14 protein-coding genes and 3 tRNA genes are annotated in these 14857 nt (G+C 61.2%); 15 read left to right on the forward strand and 2 right to left on the reverse strand.

What is annotated here, in order from left to right:
* Positions 1 to 97: 97 nt before the first annotated feature.
* Genes KBX18_RS05735 through KBX18_RS05765 form a run of 7 tightly spaced genes read left to right on the forward strand, consistent with a single transcriptional unit; the run spans position 98 to position 8401 of the window.
* Positions 98 to 2353: a carbon starvation CstA family protein gene (locus KBX18_RS05735; protein ID WP_370687227.1), complete on the forward strand. Its 2256-nt coding sequence runs from the start codon at positions 98 to 100 to the stop codon at positions 2351 to 2353.
* Positions 2353 to 2556, forward strand: a complete 204-nt coding sequence (locus KBX18_RS05740) for a YbdD/YjiX family protein (RefSeq protein WP_255995177.1) — start codon at positions 2353 to 2355, stop codon at positions 2554 to 2556. The genes KBX18_RS05735 and KBX18_RS05740 overlap by 1 nt, the downstream gene beginning before the upstream one ends.
* A 10-nt stretch (positions 2557 to 2566) precedes the next feature.
* The gene (locus KBX18_RS05745) at positions 2567 to 3583 is read left to right on the forward strand and encodes a 3-isopropylmalate dehydrogenase (RefSeq protein WP_005290415.1); all 1017 of its coding nucleotides are present in this window, start codon (positions 2567 to 2569) and stop codon (positions 3581 to 3583) included.
* Positions 3584 to 3593: 10 nt separating this feature from the next.
* Positions 3594 to 5093, forward strand: coding sequence for a cell wall-binding repeat-containing protein (locus KBX18_RS05750; protein ID WP_255995178.1), 1500 nt, complete (start codon positions 3594 to 3596; stop codon positions 5091 to 5093).
* 46 nt (positions 5094 to 5139) lie between these two features.
* Positions 5140 to 6990: a DUF294 nucleotidyltransferase-like domain-containing protein gene (locus KBX18_RS05755; RefSeq protein WP_255995179.1), complete on the forward strand. Its 1851-nt coding sequence runs from the start codon at positions 5140 to 5142 to the stop codon at positions 6988 to 6990.
* On the forward strand, positions 6991 to 7575 hold the full coding sequence (locus KBX18_RS05760) for an exonuclease domain-containing protein (protein WP_005290409.1): 585 nt from the start codon (positions 6991 to 6993) through the stop codon (positions 7573 to 7575). It abuts the gene before it with no gap.
* A gap of 34 nt (positions 7576 to 7609) precedes the next feature.
* A complete protein-coding gene (locus KBX18_RS05765) occupies positions 7610 to 8401 on the forward strand; it encodes a fumarylacetoacetate hydrolase family protein (protein WP_255995180.1) in 792 nt (263 codons plus the stop codon).
* 16 nt (positions 8402 to 8417) lie between these two features.
* Here the strand turns inward: KBX18_RS05765 and KBX18_RS05770 are convergent, their stop codons facing one another.
* Positions 8418 to 9533, reverse strand: coding sequence for an isochorismate synthase MenF (locus KBX18_RS05770; RefSeq protein ID WP_255995181.1), 1116 nt, complete (start codon positions 9531 to 9533; stop codon positions 8418 to 8420).
* Positions 9534 to 9782: 249 nt separating this feature from the next.
* Between KBX18_RS05770 and gltX the strand changes: the two genes are divergently transcribed.
* From gltX to KBX18_RS05810, 8 genes are all read left to right on the forward strand, one after another.
* Complete coding sequence (gltX, locus tag KBX18_RS05775) at positions 9783 to 11270, forward strand: glutamate--tRNA ligase (RefSeq protein WP_255995182.1); 1488 nt, start codon at positions 9783 to 9785, stop codon at positions 11268 to 11270.
* A gap of 118 nt (positions 11271 to 11388) precedes the next feature.
* Positions 11389 to 11460: transfer RNA gene (locus KBX18_RS05780), tRNA-Gln, on the forward strand.
* A 47-nt stretch (positions 11461 to 11507) separates the two neighbouring features.
* A tRNA-Glu gene (locus tag KBX18_RS05785) sits at positions 11508 to 11580 on the forward strand.
* A 244-nt stretch (positions 11581 to 11824) separates the two neighbouring features.
* Entirely contained in the window at positions 11825 to 12013 is a 189-nt protein-coding gene (locus KBX18_RS05790; protein ID WP_255995183.1) for a hypothetical protein, read from the forward strand.
* 88 nt (positions 12014 to 12101) lie between these two features.
* A tRNA-Glu gene (locus KBX18_RS05795) sits at positions 12102 to 12174 on the forward strand.
* Positions 12175 to 12626: 452 nt separating this feature from the next.
* Positions 12627 to 13196 (forward strand): DUF6230 family protein, encoded by a 570-nt coding sequence (locus KBX18_RS05800; protein WP_005290398.1) that lies wholly within the window; start codon positions 12627 to 12629, stop codon positions 13194 to 13196.
* Positions 13186 to 13665, forward strand: coding sequence for a DUF6114 domain-containing protein (locus tag KBX18_RS05805; RefSeq protein ID WP_005290396.1), 480 nt, complete (start codon positions 13186 to 13188; stop codon positions 13663 to 13665). Before KBX18_RS05800 ends, KBX18_RS05805 begins: the two co-directional genes overlap by 11 nt.
* Positions 13666 to 13838: 173 nt before the next feature.
* Positions 13839 to 14438, forward strand: a complete 600-nt coding sequence (locus tag KBX18_RS05810; protein ID WP_255995184.1) for a hypothetical protein — start codon at positions 13839 to 13841, stop codon at positions 14436 to 14438.
* On the opposite strand, the gene KBX18_RS05815 is transcribed toward KBX18_RS05810, so the two are convergent.
* On the reverse strand, positions 14435 to 14839 hold the full coding sequence (locus KBX18_RS05815; RefSeq protein WP_005290392.1) for a carboxymuconolactone decarboxylase family protein: 405 nt from the start codon (positions 14837 to 14839) through the stop codon (positions 14435 to 14437). The genes KBX18_RS05810 and KBX18_RS05815 overlap by 4 nt on opposite strands.
* Positions 14840 to 14857: the final 18 nt, after the last annotated feature.

A 14857-nucleotide genomic window follows, 5' to 3' on the forward strand; every position in this document is an offset into this window, starting at 1 on the left:
CGCATATGCGAGTATTTACGCACTTCATTTTCTTAGCCTAATTAAGGGGGCGAACTTGACCACCGCAGTTGAACGCGACGAGTCGCAAGCGGGCGCAGTGCCGCGCGAAAGGCTCGAAATCACCACGACACCCGACGGGAAAGAGCACGTCGTCGGCGTGACGCCGAAGAAAGCCATCGGCGCCGTCGAGCGTGTCATCATTGGTTTCGCGGCAGTGCTTGCCGCGCTCGGCTGGGGCGCGATCGCGTTGCACCGCGGCGAGACCATCAATTCGGTGTGGCTCGTGCTCGCCGCCATTGGCACATACATCATCGGGTTCAGCCTGTATGCCCGTCTCGTCGAGTACAAGGTGGTCAAGCCGCGGAATACCCGGGCGACACCGGCCGAGTATGTCAATGACGGTTCTGATTTCGTTCCCACCGACCGCCGCGTGCTCTTCGGCCACCACTTCGCCGCGATCGCCGGCGCCGGCCCTCTCGTCGGCCCGGTCATGGCCGCGCAGATGGGGTACCTGCCCAGCACGCTCTGGATCATCATCGGCGTCGTGCTTGCCGGCGCGGTGCAGGACTACCTCGTTCTCGCCGTGTCCCAGCGCCGCCGCGGCCGCTCCCTGGGGCAGATGCTCAAAGAGGAAGTCGGCCAGGTCGGCGGCGTCGCCGGCAGCATCGCCACCATGGTCATCATGGTGATCATCATCGCCGTGCTGGGCCTGGTCGTGGTCAACGCCCTGGCGGAGTCTCCGTGGGGTGTGTTCTCCATCGCGATGACCATCCCGATCGCCTTGTTCATGGGGGTGTACGGCCGTTTCCTTCGTCCGGGCCGTGTTGCGGAGGTCTCCGCCATCGGCGTGGTGCTGCTCATGGCGGCGATTCTCGGCGGCGGGTACGTCGCGGAGACCTCCTGGGGCGCGGAACTGTTCACCCTGTCCAAGGCCACGCTGGCAGTCTGCATCCTGATCTACGGTGTGGTCGCCTCCATCTTGCCGGTGTGGTTGCTGCTCGCCCCGCGCGATTATCTGTCCACCTTCATGAAGATCGGCGTGATTGTCATGCTGGCGCTGGCGATCCTCATCGACAGGCCCGAGGTTCACATGCCGGCGATCACATCCTTCGGCCTAGAGGGCGGCGGCCCGGTATTCTCCGGCAACCTGTTCCCGTTCCTGTTCATCACCATCGCCTGCGGCGCGCTCTCTGGTTTCCACGCACTGATTTCTTCCGGCACCACCCCGAAGCTGCTGGAGAAAGAGACGCACGCACGCGCGATCGGGTACGGCGGCATGCTCATGGAGTCTTTCGTGGCCATCATGGCGCTGATCACCGCTGTGGTGCTCGATCGGCACATCTACTTCGCCATCAACTCCCCGAAGGCAAAAACCGGCGGGGAAGAAGCTACCGCGGCTGAATTCGTTAACAGCCTGAACATCCCGGGGCAGGGAGTCTCCGCAGAGCAGCTGACGGCCCTCGCCGAGGCAGTGGGGGAACCGAGCATCGTGTCCCGCACCGGCGGCGCACCGACCTTCGCCATCGGCATGTCCGAGATCATGACCAATATCTTCAGCCACCCGGGCATGCAGGCATTCTGGTACCACTTCGCCATCATGTTTGAGGGCCTGTTCATCCTTACCGCCATTGATGCCGGCACCCGCGTCGCCCGCTTCATGATGGGCGACATCATCGGCAATGTCTCTGGCCTGGAGAAGTTCAAGGACCCGTCCTGGCGCGTGGGCAGCTGGGTGTCCACCGTTCTCGTCTGCGGTATGTGGGGCGCGATCCTGGTCATGGGTGTGACCGACCCGCTCGGCGGCATCAACGTGCTCTTTCCGCTGTTCGGCATAGCCAACCAGCTGCTGGCGGCGATCGCGCTGTGCCTTGTCACCGCGATCGTGTTCAAGAAGGGGCTGTTCAGGTGGGCGTGGATCCCGATGGTTCCGCTGGTGTGGGACCTGATCATCACCATGACGGCGAGCTGGCAGAAGATCTTCAGCGACGATCCTGCGATCGGCTACTTCGCGCAGCACTCGAAGTACAAGGATGCGCGCAACCAGGGCCTGGAGACATTCCAGGCGGCGGGCAGCCCGGAGGAGATCGACATTGTCGTGCGGAACACGATGATTCAGGGCATTTTGTCCATCTTCTTCGCAGTGTTGGTGATTGTCGTGGTCGTGGCGACGGTGGTGGCGTGCGTGCGTGCGGTGCAGGCCCACAAACGCGGAGAAGAGATCGAGACCAACGAGGAACCCGATGTCTCGTCCACCCTGTTCGCCCCGCGCGGGATGCTCGCCACGGCGGAGGAGAAAGCAGTGGCGAAGGAGTACGGGCTCGAATTGAATTCACCGGCGGAAGCGGGGCATTAATGGGTGCTATCGCACATGGTGCCGTCTCGGCATTCAAGTGGACGAGTTGGTACATCAAGGAGCTGATGGGCGATAACGACTACGCGAAGTATTGTGCGCATCAGCGCGCCCACCACCCGGACGCAGAATTGATGACGGAACGGGAGTTCTGGAAGACGCGGTGGGCACACCAAGAGGCGAATCCGGGGAGCCGTTGTTGTTAAGCTGAGCTGCATGAAAGTTGCGGTTATTGCAGGGGACGGCATTGGTCCCGAGGTGATGGAAGAAGGTCTCAGAGTTCTGCGCGCGGTGCGCGGAGACGTGGAGCTCACCGAGTACGACCTCGGCGCTCTCCGCTACCTGCGCAACGGCGAGCTGCTGACCGATGAGGACTTGGACAGCTTGCGGGAGCACGACGCGATCTTGCTCGGTGCGATTGGCGACCCAGACCGCGTTCCGGCAGGCGTGTTGGAGCGCGGTTTGCTGTTGCCGCTGCGCTTCAAACTGGACCATTTTGTCAACCTTCGCCCATCGAAGCTGTACCCGACGGCGGTGAGCCCGTTGGCTAACCCTGGGGATATCGACTTTGTCGTTGTGCGCGAAGGAACAGAGGGCCTGTACTGCGGAAACGGCGGCACCCTGCGCCAGGGCACCCCCGCGGAGGTTGCCAGCGAGGTCTCCCAAAACACCCGCTACGGTGTGGAGCGCCTTGTCCGCCACGGTTTCGAGACCGCCATGGAGCGACGCAAGAAGCTCACTCTCGTGCACAAGACGAACGTGCTCACCAACGCCGGTGCGCTATGGCAGAACACCGTCAACGATGTCGCCCGCGAGTACCCGGAGGTGAACGTCGATTACAACCACATCGATGCCGCGACGATCTACATGGTCACCGACCCGTCGCGCTATGACGTGATTGTCACCGACAATCTCTTCGGCGATATCCTCACCGATCTTGCTGGTGCTGTCGCCGGTGGTGTTGGTTTGGCGTGCTCGGGCAACATCGATGCTTCCCGCACCAACCCCTCCATGTTCGAGCCGGTCCACGGATCCGCACCGGATATTGCGGGCAAAGGCATCGCGGATCCGACCGCGATGATTCTCTCCGTCGCCATGATGCTGCGCTGGCTTGATGATGAAGATGGAGCCTCCCGTATCGAGGCTGCCGTCGCCAACGACGTGTCTGCACGGGGCGGGGAGGAGATCTCCACGGAGCGCGTCGGCACCCGCATCGCGGAGGCTCTCAAGTAGACTTCGGCCTATGTCTTATAGGCCAGTCACGGCTGCCGTCCTGGTAGCGTCCGCTCTCGTTCTCTCATCCTGCACCGACGACGGCCAGGATGCAGACCCAGAGCTCAGCCGCGAGGAGCAGCTCGCAGCTGATCTTGTTTCGGACGGTTCGGTGGTGATCGCTGATCCGGACGGCACAGGCGCCGAAGTATCCCAGCAGTTCTTTGAATCCTCTGACACCGTCGTGGTGTCTTCTGCGGAGAAGGACGACCAGCTGCAGGCTGCGGCGATCGCCATTGATCTGGGTGCGCCGATGCTGACACAGCAGGAGGAGTCCAGTTCGGCCGTCGACGCTGAGGTGCAGCGCCTGGGGGCGGAGCGTGTGATTGAGGTCGGCACCGGATCCGAGCAGGACGACGAGGATTTACAGGCGATCGAAGACACCGCTGCGCTGACTGCAGAGGACGGCCACGAGGTTGCTGCGGTGGCTGAGGCGGGGGAGCAGACCCACGATGGCGGGAGCAGCACGCCGATCTTCGTCACTGAGCTGACGTCTCGTGCCGCAGCTGCGACCGCAGCAGCGTCAAAGCTTCCGCTTACCGTGCTGCCGTACGCAGATCCCCGGGTGACTAGTGAATCCATCGCGCAGGTCGATGGCCACGACGCGGTCGCGCTGGGCCAACAATTCGGCGACACCGAGCATTTCCGCGACGTGATTTCTCTTGCCGGCAACGGTGAGCTTCCCGGCGGTGGCGGGTTGGTGTTCCCGGGACGCCGGATGATCGCGCTGTACGGCCACCCGTCTGGTCCCGCACTGGGTCAGATGGGTGAGCAGCCGCCCGCGGAATCTGTTGATGTGGTCAACCAGTATGTGGAGGAATACAAAGCGTTCTCCGACGAGCAGGTCATTCCTGCCTTCGAGATCATCGCGACTGTCGCGTCGGAACACCCAGGGGACGACGGCAACTTCACAAACGAGTTCGATCCGGCCGAGCTGGAACCGTACATCGACGCGATCGTGGACGCCGGGGGATATGCAGTCATTGACCTGCAACCGGGTCTGACCACCTTCAAGGAGCAGGCACTTCTCTACGAAGACTTGCTCAAGCGCCCCAACGTCGGCCTGGCGCTCGACGCAGAGTGGAAACTTCAGCCAGGCCAGGCGCCGGCCGCGCAGGTCGGTTCTGCTGACGCGGCGGAGATCAACGAGGTCACCGAGTGGCTCGCTGATCTGACCCGCGAGAATAACCTGCCGCAAAAGGCGCTCATCGTGCACCAATTCCAGGTGGCTATGTTGCCGGACCGTGAAAACATTGACACGTCCCGCCCGGAGCTGTCCTTCATTCTCCATGCGGATGGTCACGGATCCCCGGGCCAGAAGTACGACACCTGGAATGTGTTGCGTGAGGGCTTGGACCCGGGCTTTTTCCTGGCGTGGAAGAACTTCATTGACGAAGATGAGCCGATGTTCACGCCGGAGCAGACCTACAACGAGGTCGATCCACGCCCCTGGTTTGTGAGCTACCAGTAACTCTAAACTGCTTTATCCGGGCTAACTTTCTGGCAACGTTAGCCCCATGACAGTTGAGCTCGACGAAGTCCGCAGCTTCCTTGCCCAGCACGAGCCCTTCTCGCACCTGCCAGAGGAGACCCTGCGTGAGCTGCCGCGGCACATGCAGATCATTTACGTCCGGCGCGGTGAGACGGTTGTTGACTACGGCCAGGTGAACGACAACCTGTACATCATCCGGTCGGGAGCGGTGGATATTCTGGCCGAGGGGGCCGCCCTGATTGACAGGCGCGATTCCGGCCGCAACTTCGGATATTCAACGCTTGTCGATGAGCCTGAGTCCAGATACGCCATGGTCGCCGTCGAGGACAGCATTTTGCTCGTGCTCCCGCGCGCACCGTTCACGCAGCTGATCACTGACAACCCGGACATCAAGCGGTTCTTCGAGTCGCTGTCCCGCCGTGTCGCTGTGCACGCCCACGAGATCAATGACCCCGGCAATTCCGATACCCTGCGCATGACCGTCAGCGACATGATCCGGATGGGGAACCTGGTCACCGCGCGTTTCGATGAGTCTATCCGCGCAACCGCAGTGAAGATGGTTGAGGCGAACGTGTCCAGCATCGTCATCTGCGGCGGCGCGGAAACAGGCATTCTCACCGACCGCGACTTGCGTAAACGTGTGGTAGCGAAAGGTCTGGACACCTCGGTACAGGTGGCGGAGGTGATGACAGCGCCGGTGCGCACGATCGCCCCGGACACGAAGTTGTTTGAAGCCATGCTCATCTTGAGCGAGTTGGGCATTCACCACCTCCCGGTGACCCAAGACGACCAGATCGTCGGTGTGCTGACCAGTTCGGATGTCATGCATCAGCTCCAGTCCGACCCGATCTACCTCGCCGCAGACGTGGCGGGAAGCAGCAGGGAGGAGCTCAAAGATGCTTATCGACGAGCCGCCGCCGTGGCGGCCCGCTTCCTGGACAGGGGCTCGTCGGCACGCGAAGTGCAGCAACTCCTGACCAGCATCGCTGATGCGATCGCACGCAGACTCGCTGAACTGGCGGCTGAAGAGCTCGGTCCCGCGCCCGTGCCGTACGCGTTCGTCGCAGTGGGCTCCCAGGCACGCCGTGAAATGGGCCCAGCGTCGGACCAAGACAACGCTCTGGTGCTGGATAACTCCTACAACGAGGCCGAGCACGGCGACTACTTTCGCCGCTTCACCGAGTTCATCTGCACCGGACTGGCCGAAGCTGGCCAGGCGTTGTGTCCGGGTGAAATGATGGCTTCCCAGCCGCAATGGCGGATGACGGAGGACGTGTGGAACGCGACCTTCCACACGTGGATCACCGCCCCCGAGTCCGAGGCGCTGCTTAACGCGCAGATCTTCTTCGACTTCCGCTGCCTGTTCGGCGACGAGGAGCTGGCGCAGCGCGTCCACGACAACGCAGTGATCGCCGCGCACGGTTCAAAGCGCCTGCACGTGCATCTCGCGGCGCTCGCGACGCGGCGCGAACCCCCGATCGGATTCTTCCGCGGCTTTGTTGTGGAGCGGTCCGGCGAGTACGCCGCCACCCTCGACGTGAAGAAGGGCGGCACTGCGGCGGTGGTGCAGATGGCGCGACTTTATACGATCCTGGCGAGCGCTACCGACGTGGGCACGCAGGAGCGCATCGAGGCATCGGCAGGACAGAGCATCTCTCCGCGGGGCGCCGAAGATCTCTTGCGCGCCTACGACTACATTTCCAACCTCGCGCTGCGGCACCAAGCGAATCAGGTCCGTGCGGGTGACGAACCGAACTACCGCATCGACCCGACCCAGCTGTCCAGTATTGACCGTGACGCCCTGCGTGACTCCTTCCGCATCATCAAGGGACTGCAATCCGCGATGGCGTCGAAATTCCCGGTCAGGTCGATCTAGATGCTCGGTCTGAAAGGCGGCGGCCTGTTCGGTCCGCCCAAGCGAGACATCGTCGACGGCCAGCTGCTGGCGGTGGATGTGGAGACTACCGGGCTGAAACCGGATAAGCACCACCTCGTCTCCATCGGGTGGGTGCCGGTGACGGACCGAGTGATTGATCTCTCCGGTGCCGGCTATTTCGTGTTGGCGGGGGCGTCGGTAGGCGACTCTGCAACGGTGCACGGGGTCACTGACGACGACATCGCGCGCGAGGGTGTGGATGCGCAGGTCGCTCTCGATGCTTTCCTGCAGGCTATCGAGGGGCGCGCGCTGCTGGCGCATTTCGCGCAAATGGAGACTGGCTTCATTGATGCACTGCACAAGAGGGTGTATGGAAAGCGCTTCCGGCTTCGTGAGGACGAAGTCGAAGACACTCTCTCCCTCGAACGCCGCCATATGGAGCGCATGGCCACCTATCCACGCGGGGAGGATCTGCGTCTCGCTCGCGTGCGCAGCCGGTATAACCTGCCCGATTACGGTAACCACAACGCGTTGACTGACGCGCTCGCCTGCGCGGAACTCTATCTGGCGCTGACAGCCAAATAGCCCTGAATATTTTTCGTCGCGTATGCTCAACCCCATGCGTTTTGGACGAATTGCGACACCCGAGGGAATGACTTTCGCAGTCATCGACGATGCCGGCACGACCGCCAAGCAGATCGCCGGTACTCCGTTCACTGAGCCGGAATACACGGGCAAGGAGTGGGCGCTTGAAGACGTACGCCTTCTCGCCCCGATGCTGCCCAGCAAGGTGGTGGCCATTGGCCGCAACTACGCCGACCACGTCGCCGAGGTGTTCAAACAGTCCGCAGAGCACTTGCCTCCCACTCTTTTTCTGAAGCCGCCGACAGCCGTGATCGGACCGGAGGCGGCCATCAAGATTCCCGAGTTCGCCACCCACGTCGAGTTCGAGGGCGAGCTCGCATTGGTCATCGGAACACCGTGCAAGAATGTCAAGGCTGAAGACTGGAAGTCCGTCGTCCGCGGCGTCACGATCGTCAATGACGTTTCCTCCCGCGATCTGCAATTCGCTGACGGCCAGTGGGCGCGCGCCAAGGGCATCGACACTTTCTGCCCGCTGGGCCCGTGGATCGAGACAGACCTGGACAAGTTCGACTTCGACGACCTGTCCATCAAGGCACACCTGACGCACGACGGTGAGACCGAGACCAAGCAGGATTCCAACTCCAACCAAATGATCTGGAAGCTGGGCAAGATCATCGAGTTCATCACCTCCGCTTACACGCTGCTCCCGGGCGACGTCATTTGCACCGGCTCCCCAGCAGGAACTGCTGAAATGGTTCCGGGCGACCGGATTGAGGTGGAAATTGCCGGAGTCGGCTCGCTGGCCAACCCGGTTGAGCGCGCGTAACAAGCGCTATCGCTGACTAGAGGCCCAGCGCACGCTGGATGGTGAGGAGCTTCGCGGTTGTTTCCGCGAGCTCCTCTTCTGGTTTCGAGGCTGCCACTAGGCCGCCGCCGGCCCACGCGCGGGCAGCAGTACCGTCACCATTGACCTCGGCGCAGCGGATGGACACCATGTATTCACCGTCACCGTGGGAATCGCACCAGCCAACCGTCCCTGCGTAGAACGATCGGTCCGTCTCCGCGGTGGTGATCAACGCTTCCGCAGCGTACTGCGGGGATCCGCAGACAGCGGGAGTGGGGTAGAGGCGGGTGGCTAGGTCGAGTGCGCTGGGGGCGGGGTCGTAGAGCACGCCTTTGATCGGTGTGGCAAGGTGCCACATCTCGTTCGTGCGGTCGAGAACGGGCCGGTCCGGAATGGTCAGCTCCCGGCACAGCGGAGTGAGAATGTCTCGAATGTGCTCGACGACGTAGGAGTGCTCGTCGAGATCCTTTGTAGAGTTGTACAGCTTCTCGCCTGCTGCACGGTCAGCATCCTCATCGTCGAAAATGCGGGGTGCGGAACCGGCAAGGGGATATGAGGTGATCTCCAGCCCCTGCTTGCGTATGAGGAGCTCGGGGGAGGAGCCGACAATCATGTGTCCGGGCTTTCCAGCGGGAGTCAGGTCGGCGATGAACCCGTCGCGGGTGGAGGAAAGTTCAATCAATCGCGCTGCAACAAGGCGTGGGTCGACAGGGGGATCGAAGACGAAGTCGACGGACCGGGCCAGTACTACCTTGTCCAGGATCGAGTTGCAGATTGTGTCCACCGCCGCCTCCACACGGCGTAGGTGTTCGTGGGGTTCTGGGTCATACCCGGCAACCGCCGCGTGGAGTTGAGCTCCCGGCCCTTCGCGGTAGTACGAGTGCGGCTGCAAGGTTCCCGCCTCAGTAATGAGCTGCTCTGGCACAGTGAGGGCGGCTGGCGCATCCCGGTCGAACGGGAGTGCTCCCACCACCATGTTCACCTCTCGACGCTGCAGAGCAGCTACCGCATCCCACGGTTCGATGAATGTCGAGGTGGTTCCCTGAGTGCGCACGGAACCGCTGGCCCGCGACAACAGGAAGTCGGGCGCAGTTTCAGGGCGGGGTGAGGGCATGAGCAACGATTTTAGCGTCCCCGGCAAGCACCGCATCCGCCGGGTTGACAGGCAATTTGGGTTCCGCGTTGAGCAAATTAGTGCGTGCTACTCAAGTGGCATGTGTGTCCCGCGGGATGCTCCAAGCCGACGCAGAGAGTCAAGGTGCAAGGCTCCGGCCACAACTGGTGGTACGACCCGTCGGCAGCTAACGACATGTGGGCGGTGCTCTCGCGCGTGCACAAGTAGCCGCCCGCTACAGTTGGGGGCATGACTGATGCCCCTGTGAGAGTTCGTTTTTGCCCGTCGCCGACCGGAACGCCCCACGTGGGAATGGTCCGGACGGCGCTTTTCAATTGGGCGCACGCCCGCCACACCGGCGGCAAGCTCGTTTTCCGCATTGAGGACACTGACGCAGCCCGTGACTCGGAGGAGTCCTACCAGGCCATCATCGATTCTCTGACCTGGCTGGGTTTGGATTGGGACGAAGGCGTGGTCACTGGTGGCCCGCACGAGCCGTACCGTCAGTCGCAGCGCATGGACATCTACAAAGAAGTTCTGGACAAGCTGATTGATGCCGGTGAAGTGTACCCGGCGTACTCCACAGCAGAGGAAGTCAAGGAGCGTCACATCGCGGCCGGCCGCGACCCGCAGTTGGGATACGACAACTTCGACCGCGAGCTCACCGAAGAGCAGGTCGCGGCCTACAAGGCAGAGGGACGCGAGCCGGTGTGGCGCCTGCGCATGCCGGAGAAGGACTGGGCGTGGAACGACCTCGTCCGCGGAGAGATGGAGTTCAAGGCCGCGACGCAGCCAGACTACGTTGTCGCCCGCTCTACCGGTGCGCCGCTGTACACCCTGGTCAACCCTGTCGATGACGCGCTCATGGGCATCACGCACGTGTTGCGCGGTGAGGACCTGCTCTCGTCGACCCCGCGCCAAATCGCTCTCTACGAGGCACTGCAGCGCATTGGTGTCGCTGAAATCACTCCGGAGTTCGGTCACCTGCCGTTCGTCATGGGGCAGGGCAACAAGAAGCTGTCCAAGCGCGACCCCGAGTCGAACCTGTTTAACCACCGCGACAACGGCATCATCCCCGAGGGAATGATCAACTACCTCGCGCTGCTGGGGTGGTCCTTGTCCGCAGACCAGGATGTGTTCTCCGTCGATGAGTTCATCAAAGCCTTCGATATCAATGACGTGCTATCAAACCCTGCGCGTTTTGACGAGAAGAAGCTCGAAGCCATCAACGCTGACCACATTCGCATGCTGGAGCCTGAGGATTTCAAGAACCGCCTGCGTGACTACCTCACCGAGTACACGGACTTCCCGGCCGACTACCCCGAAGATAAGTTCGCTATCGCTGCGGATCTTGTGCAGACGCGCATCAAGGTGCTTGGTGACGCATACGGTCTGCTCAAGTTCTTGGTCACACCGGATGGAGAATTGGAGCTCGACGAGAAAGCTGCGAAGAAGAACCTCAAGGAAGATGCCGCGGAGCCGCTCGACGCCGGCCTTGCGGCACTTGAAGCAGTTGGGGAGTGGACCACCGCGAACATCGAAGCGGCCTTGAGCAAGGCGCTTATCGACGATCTCGGCCTCAAACCCCGCAAAGCCTACGGGGCCTTGCGAGTGGGCATCTCGGGTGAAGCTATCTCCCCGCCGCTGTTTGAGTCTATGGAGCTCCTCGGACGTGAATCGACCATGGCGCGTTTGCGTGCAGCGCGCGAGCAGACCCCGTTTGCTGCCGGGCAATAGCAAATGACAGCGCCGTAATTTGCTGGCATCACCAGCGGATTTGGTGCTCATTGCGCACCGTGGTTATAGTTATCGACGTTGTTCAGTGCGGCTGACAAGCAGCCGCACAGTATGACGATGGCCTATGGTGTAATTGGCAACACTACGGTTTCTGGTACCGTCATTCTAGGTTCGAGTCCTGGTAGGCCAGCTGCAGTCCGCTTCAAATAGTGAACTGCAAGACAGAAAAGTCCTAATGCCCCGTTCGTCTAGCGGCCTAGGACGTCGCCCTCTCACGGCGGTAACACGGGTTCAAATCCCGTACGGGGTACAGCGAGAAAACCCTTTCATTCCACAGTGGAGTGAAAGGGTTTTTCCATATGTCTGAATATCTTGGCATTGAGAACAACTTTGTGACTCTTATTGTCGCGGTTGCAATCGGGGCGGCGGTGTTCACGGCGGTCTACAACGTGGGTCGAAAGCCTAAGGGAGAAGTGGAGACCTAGGTTCGTGTAACGGAGGGGGTTTGCGGAGCAATTAACAAACGAAACCGATTACTCACATGGAGGGGAATTATGGGTAAGAGAATCGCCGGCTTTTCTGTCGCGGTCGCTATCGCTATGGCGTGGGCAATTGTCTCCGCGCAATACGGCATTGAAAACCAAATTGTTTCGGCCATTGTCACCGTTGCTATGGGACTGGTTGTTTTTCTGGCGATCTTTTCCGTGGGCACCAACGGAAAGCCCCTGTTCAAAGAAAGTTAGAAGCGAACGCTTAGCCGCTTGTTGACCTAGGGATTTGGCGTTCGGCGCCATCACCATTTAGAGTGAGCAAGTCGCCACAAGCGAGCGCGCCCCGTTCGTCTAGCGGCCTAGGACGTCGCCCTCTCACGGCGGTAACACGGGTTCAAATCCCGTACGGGGTACAAAGCTAAAACCCTTTCATTCCATACCGGAGTGGAAGGGCTTTTCTTTTGTTCAAGAAGCCCTGTGCACATTGGCGTAACGAATCCCGGTTGAATCCTGATTAGGTCAGTGAAACGAGATGCCAATGGAGGGGTTGTCATGGTTAGAAATATTGTTGGTCTGTTGCTCGCGCTGTTCGCCGCTACGGTTTGGACAGTTGTCGCCGTTCGGATCGGGGTGGAAGATTCTCTCATGCGGACCATGATTTCGTGTGCGCTAGCGGCGACCATATTCTGCGCATTCTTCTTTTCGGGCAACAAGCCCGATGAGCCAGAAGCTCCTGCGGCTACCTAACCGTGACCGATCCACGCCCCGGCGGTTGTTTGCAAACCGCCGGGGTTTTGTCGTGTTTCGCTGACGTAGCGTCCGCTCAGGAGTAGTGTTTGCTACACAAACATAAAGGAGCGTGGGCATGGGACACACCAAGAAACTCCGGTTTGCTGTTATCACCGGTGTGGGGCTGATCATTCTCGCCGGTGAAGGTGTGGCGATGGCGCAGAACGGGCTCACCGCTGGTCTCGCATTGTCGAATGTGATCTTCACCCAGCAGGTCGGCGGCATTGAGGCCGACAACTTCAGCCTCTTCGTCGACCGAGAGACCTTGAAGGACAGTGAAGTAGCCGTGTCTCGCCTCAAGCTGGAGGACGCGACGATCACCGACCTGTGCATGTCCGCGCCGATTAAGCTCCCCGGTTTGGGGGATCGTCGCTTCCAAATGAAGGCCCCGGGGGCAAGCACGAAAGCTACCAACCTGGTCATCGGCGCCAAGGAACTCAACGGCACCATGACAATGACCAACCCGCAGATCGGTGTGGACGCCCGGCAATTGTCCGATAAGGCTGAGCCGGGCTCCTTCGGTATTTCCATGACGCACCTGTCTGCAAAGAACCAGCTGATCTACGCCACGTCCCTGTCCGCTGACAAGCTCACAGCCGCCGGCGGGCAGATTAAGGTGGTGAAAGAGGGCGAAGGTGAGTGCTAATTCACGTGGGCCGGAGCACGGGGGCATCAACGAACTCTTCGACGGTCCCACCAACGTCCCCGGCACGGCGGAGGGTCCCGCCGACACAGATGACAACGTCGAGAAGATCAATCGCGGTTTCGCGGGATGGCGCGGCGGACGGCCGTTCGGCGCGGGGCTGTGCATGATCATCGCCGGTGTGATCATCCTCATGCCGGCCTACCTCTCCTTCGAGGTGTCTAACATCATGATCCAGATCAGCACGATCTCGGGCGTGTCCACCTTGCTCGTGGGTGTTCTGCTCATCGTTTGTGGCTTGATGACGTGGGGGCAGCCGCAGGCCCGCATTCTCACTGGGGTGACCGCCATGCTGCTCGGATTCATTGCTTTGCCCACGTCGAATTTCGGCGGTTTCATCATCGGCACCCTCTTCGCTCTCATCGGCGGGGCGTGGGCCTTGTCCTGGGCGCCAGGGGAGAAAACCGCATGAAAGTCAGGGGACAAGTAGCAGCTGCACTCACGGCCGCAACCATGGTCGTGGCCGCGCCGCAGGTCGCTGTCGCGCAGTTTCCTCCCGTGCCTCCGTTGCCTTCGTTGGAACTGCCACCGCCGCTGCCACTTCCAGCACCGTCATCACTGCCCCCATTACCTCCACCGCCGCCGGTGCTTCCAACCCCCGAGCTTGAAGGCCTTGACCTTCCACCGCAGCTGTCGGGTCGCGGTGCAGTGCCCCGGCAGATTGGCGGTTTCGACTTCGACCCTCCGTCGCCGATCGAGAATATGATGACTCCCTCGGGGGAGACATACACGGTCCAGTCGGATTCCACGAAGCTGCTGGGCGACGTCAAGATGTCCTACGTCCAGGTGGACACGATGCAGGGGTCCAAACCCGCAATCCGCATCGATTGCAACCGTGTGGAGTTGGACAACCTGCGTGTTCGGTTCCCCGGTGCTTCCGCCGGTGTGGAGGATATCTGGCAGCGGTCCGGCCCAGGGGTGATCACCACTCTCAACGGGAACTTTCACATCCTCGTGGCCAGGATGACCATCACGTCTCAGATCGCAGGCGTGACTCTTCCCATTCCCATCACGGTTGACGCGTCGTGGGCACCGGAACAGATCCGTGCCGAGCTCAGCAAAGCCGGTGCAGGGCTGCCCGATGACATGTCCAACCTCATGGTCGTGGTCGACGGAACGATGGAAACGTACTACATCTCCGCAGATGACCTGCGTGCTGAGCAGGGATTGAGCATTAAGTCTTAGTCCTTCGGGCCGAGCTCGTTCTCGAGCACTTCTTGGGCCACCTTCATCGCAGAAAGCGCTGCGGGGGCGCCACAGTAACCGGAGGAGTGGATGATCGCCTCGGTGATCTCCTCGCGCGTGAGGCCGTTGACAAGTGCGCCACGGACATGGCCACGCAGCTCCTCAGTGGCGCGCAGTGCGACCAGCATGCCGATGTTGAGCAAGCTGCGGTCGCGGCGGGAAAGTCCGTCGCGCGTCCATACCGAGCCCCACACGGTGGCTGTGACGTGGTTTTGCAGTTCTTCGCCGTCTTTGCCGGTGTTGCGCTCGAGCGCCGCGTCGACAAAGTCATCTCCCATGACGTCGCGGCGCACGGCCATGCCAGCGTCGTAACGGTTGTCCTGAGTATTGTTGTCGCTCATGCGCCCAAGCCTAACCCC

Source organism: Corynebacterium sp. CCUG 69979, from assembly GCF_024454095.1.
Lineage (GTDB): Bacteria > Actinomycetota > Actinomycetes > Mycobacteriales > Mycobacteriaceae > Corynebacterium > Corynebacterium genitalium.

Coding starts and splice junctions, on each gene's coding strand:
- gltX (WP_255995182.1), top strand. CDS start 9,783: ATGACTGATGCCCCTGTGAGAGTTCGTTTTTGCCCGTCGCCGACCGGA.
- KBX18_RS05800 (WP_005290398.1), top strand. CDS start 12,627: ATGGGACACACCAAGAAACTCCGGTTTGCTGTTATCACCGGTGTGGGG.
- KBX18_RS05770 (WP_255995181.1), bottom strand. CDS start 9,533: ATGCCCTCACCCCGCCCTGAAACTGCGCCCGACTTCCTGTTGTCGCGG.
- KBX18_RS05760 (WP_005290409.1), top strand. CDS start 6,991: ATGCTCGGTCTGAAAGGCGGCGGCCTGTTCGGTCCGCCCAAGCGAGAC.
- KBX18_RS05750 (WP_255995178.1), top strand. CDS start 3,594: ATGTCTTATAGGCCAGTCACGGCTGCCGTCCTGGTAGCGTCCGCTCTC.
- KBX18_RS05745 (WP_005290415.1), top strand. CDS start 2,567: ATGAAAGTTGCGGTTATTGCAGGGGACGGCATTGGTCCCGAGGTGATG.
- KBX18_RS05790 (WP_255995183.1), top strand. CDS start 11,825: ATGGGTAAGAGAATCGCCGGCTTTTCTGTCGCGGTCGCTATCGCTATG.
- KBX18_RS05755 (WP_255995179.1), top strand. CDS start 5,140: ATGACAGTTGAGCTCGACGAAGTCCGCAGCTTCCTTGCCCAGCACGAG.
- KBX18_RS05815 (WP_005290392.1), bottom strand. CDS start 14,839: ATGAGCGACAACAATACTCAGGACAACCGTTACGACGCTGGCATGGCC.
- KBX18_RS05765 (WP_255995180.1), top strand. CDS start 7,610: ATGCGTTTTGGACGAATTGCGACACCCGAGGGAATGACTTTCGCAGTC.
- KBX18_RS05740 (WP_255995177.1), top strand. CDS start 2,353: ATGGGTGCTATCGCACATGGTGCCGTCTCGGCATTCAAGTGGACGAGT.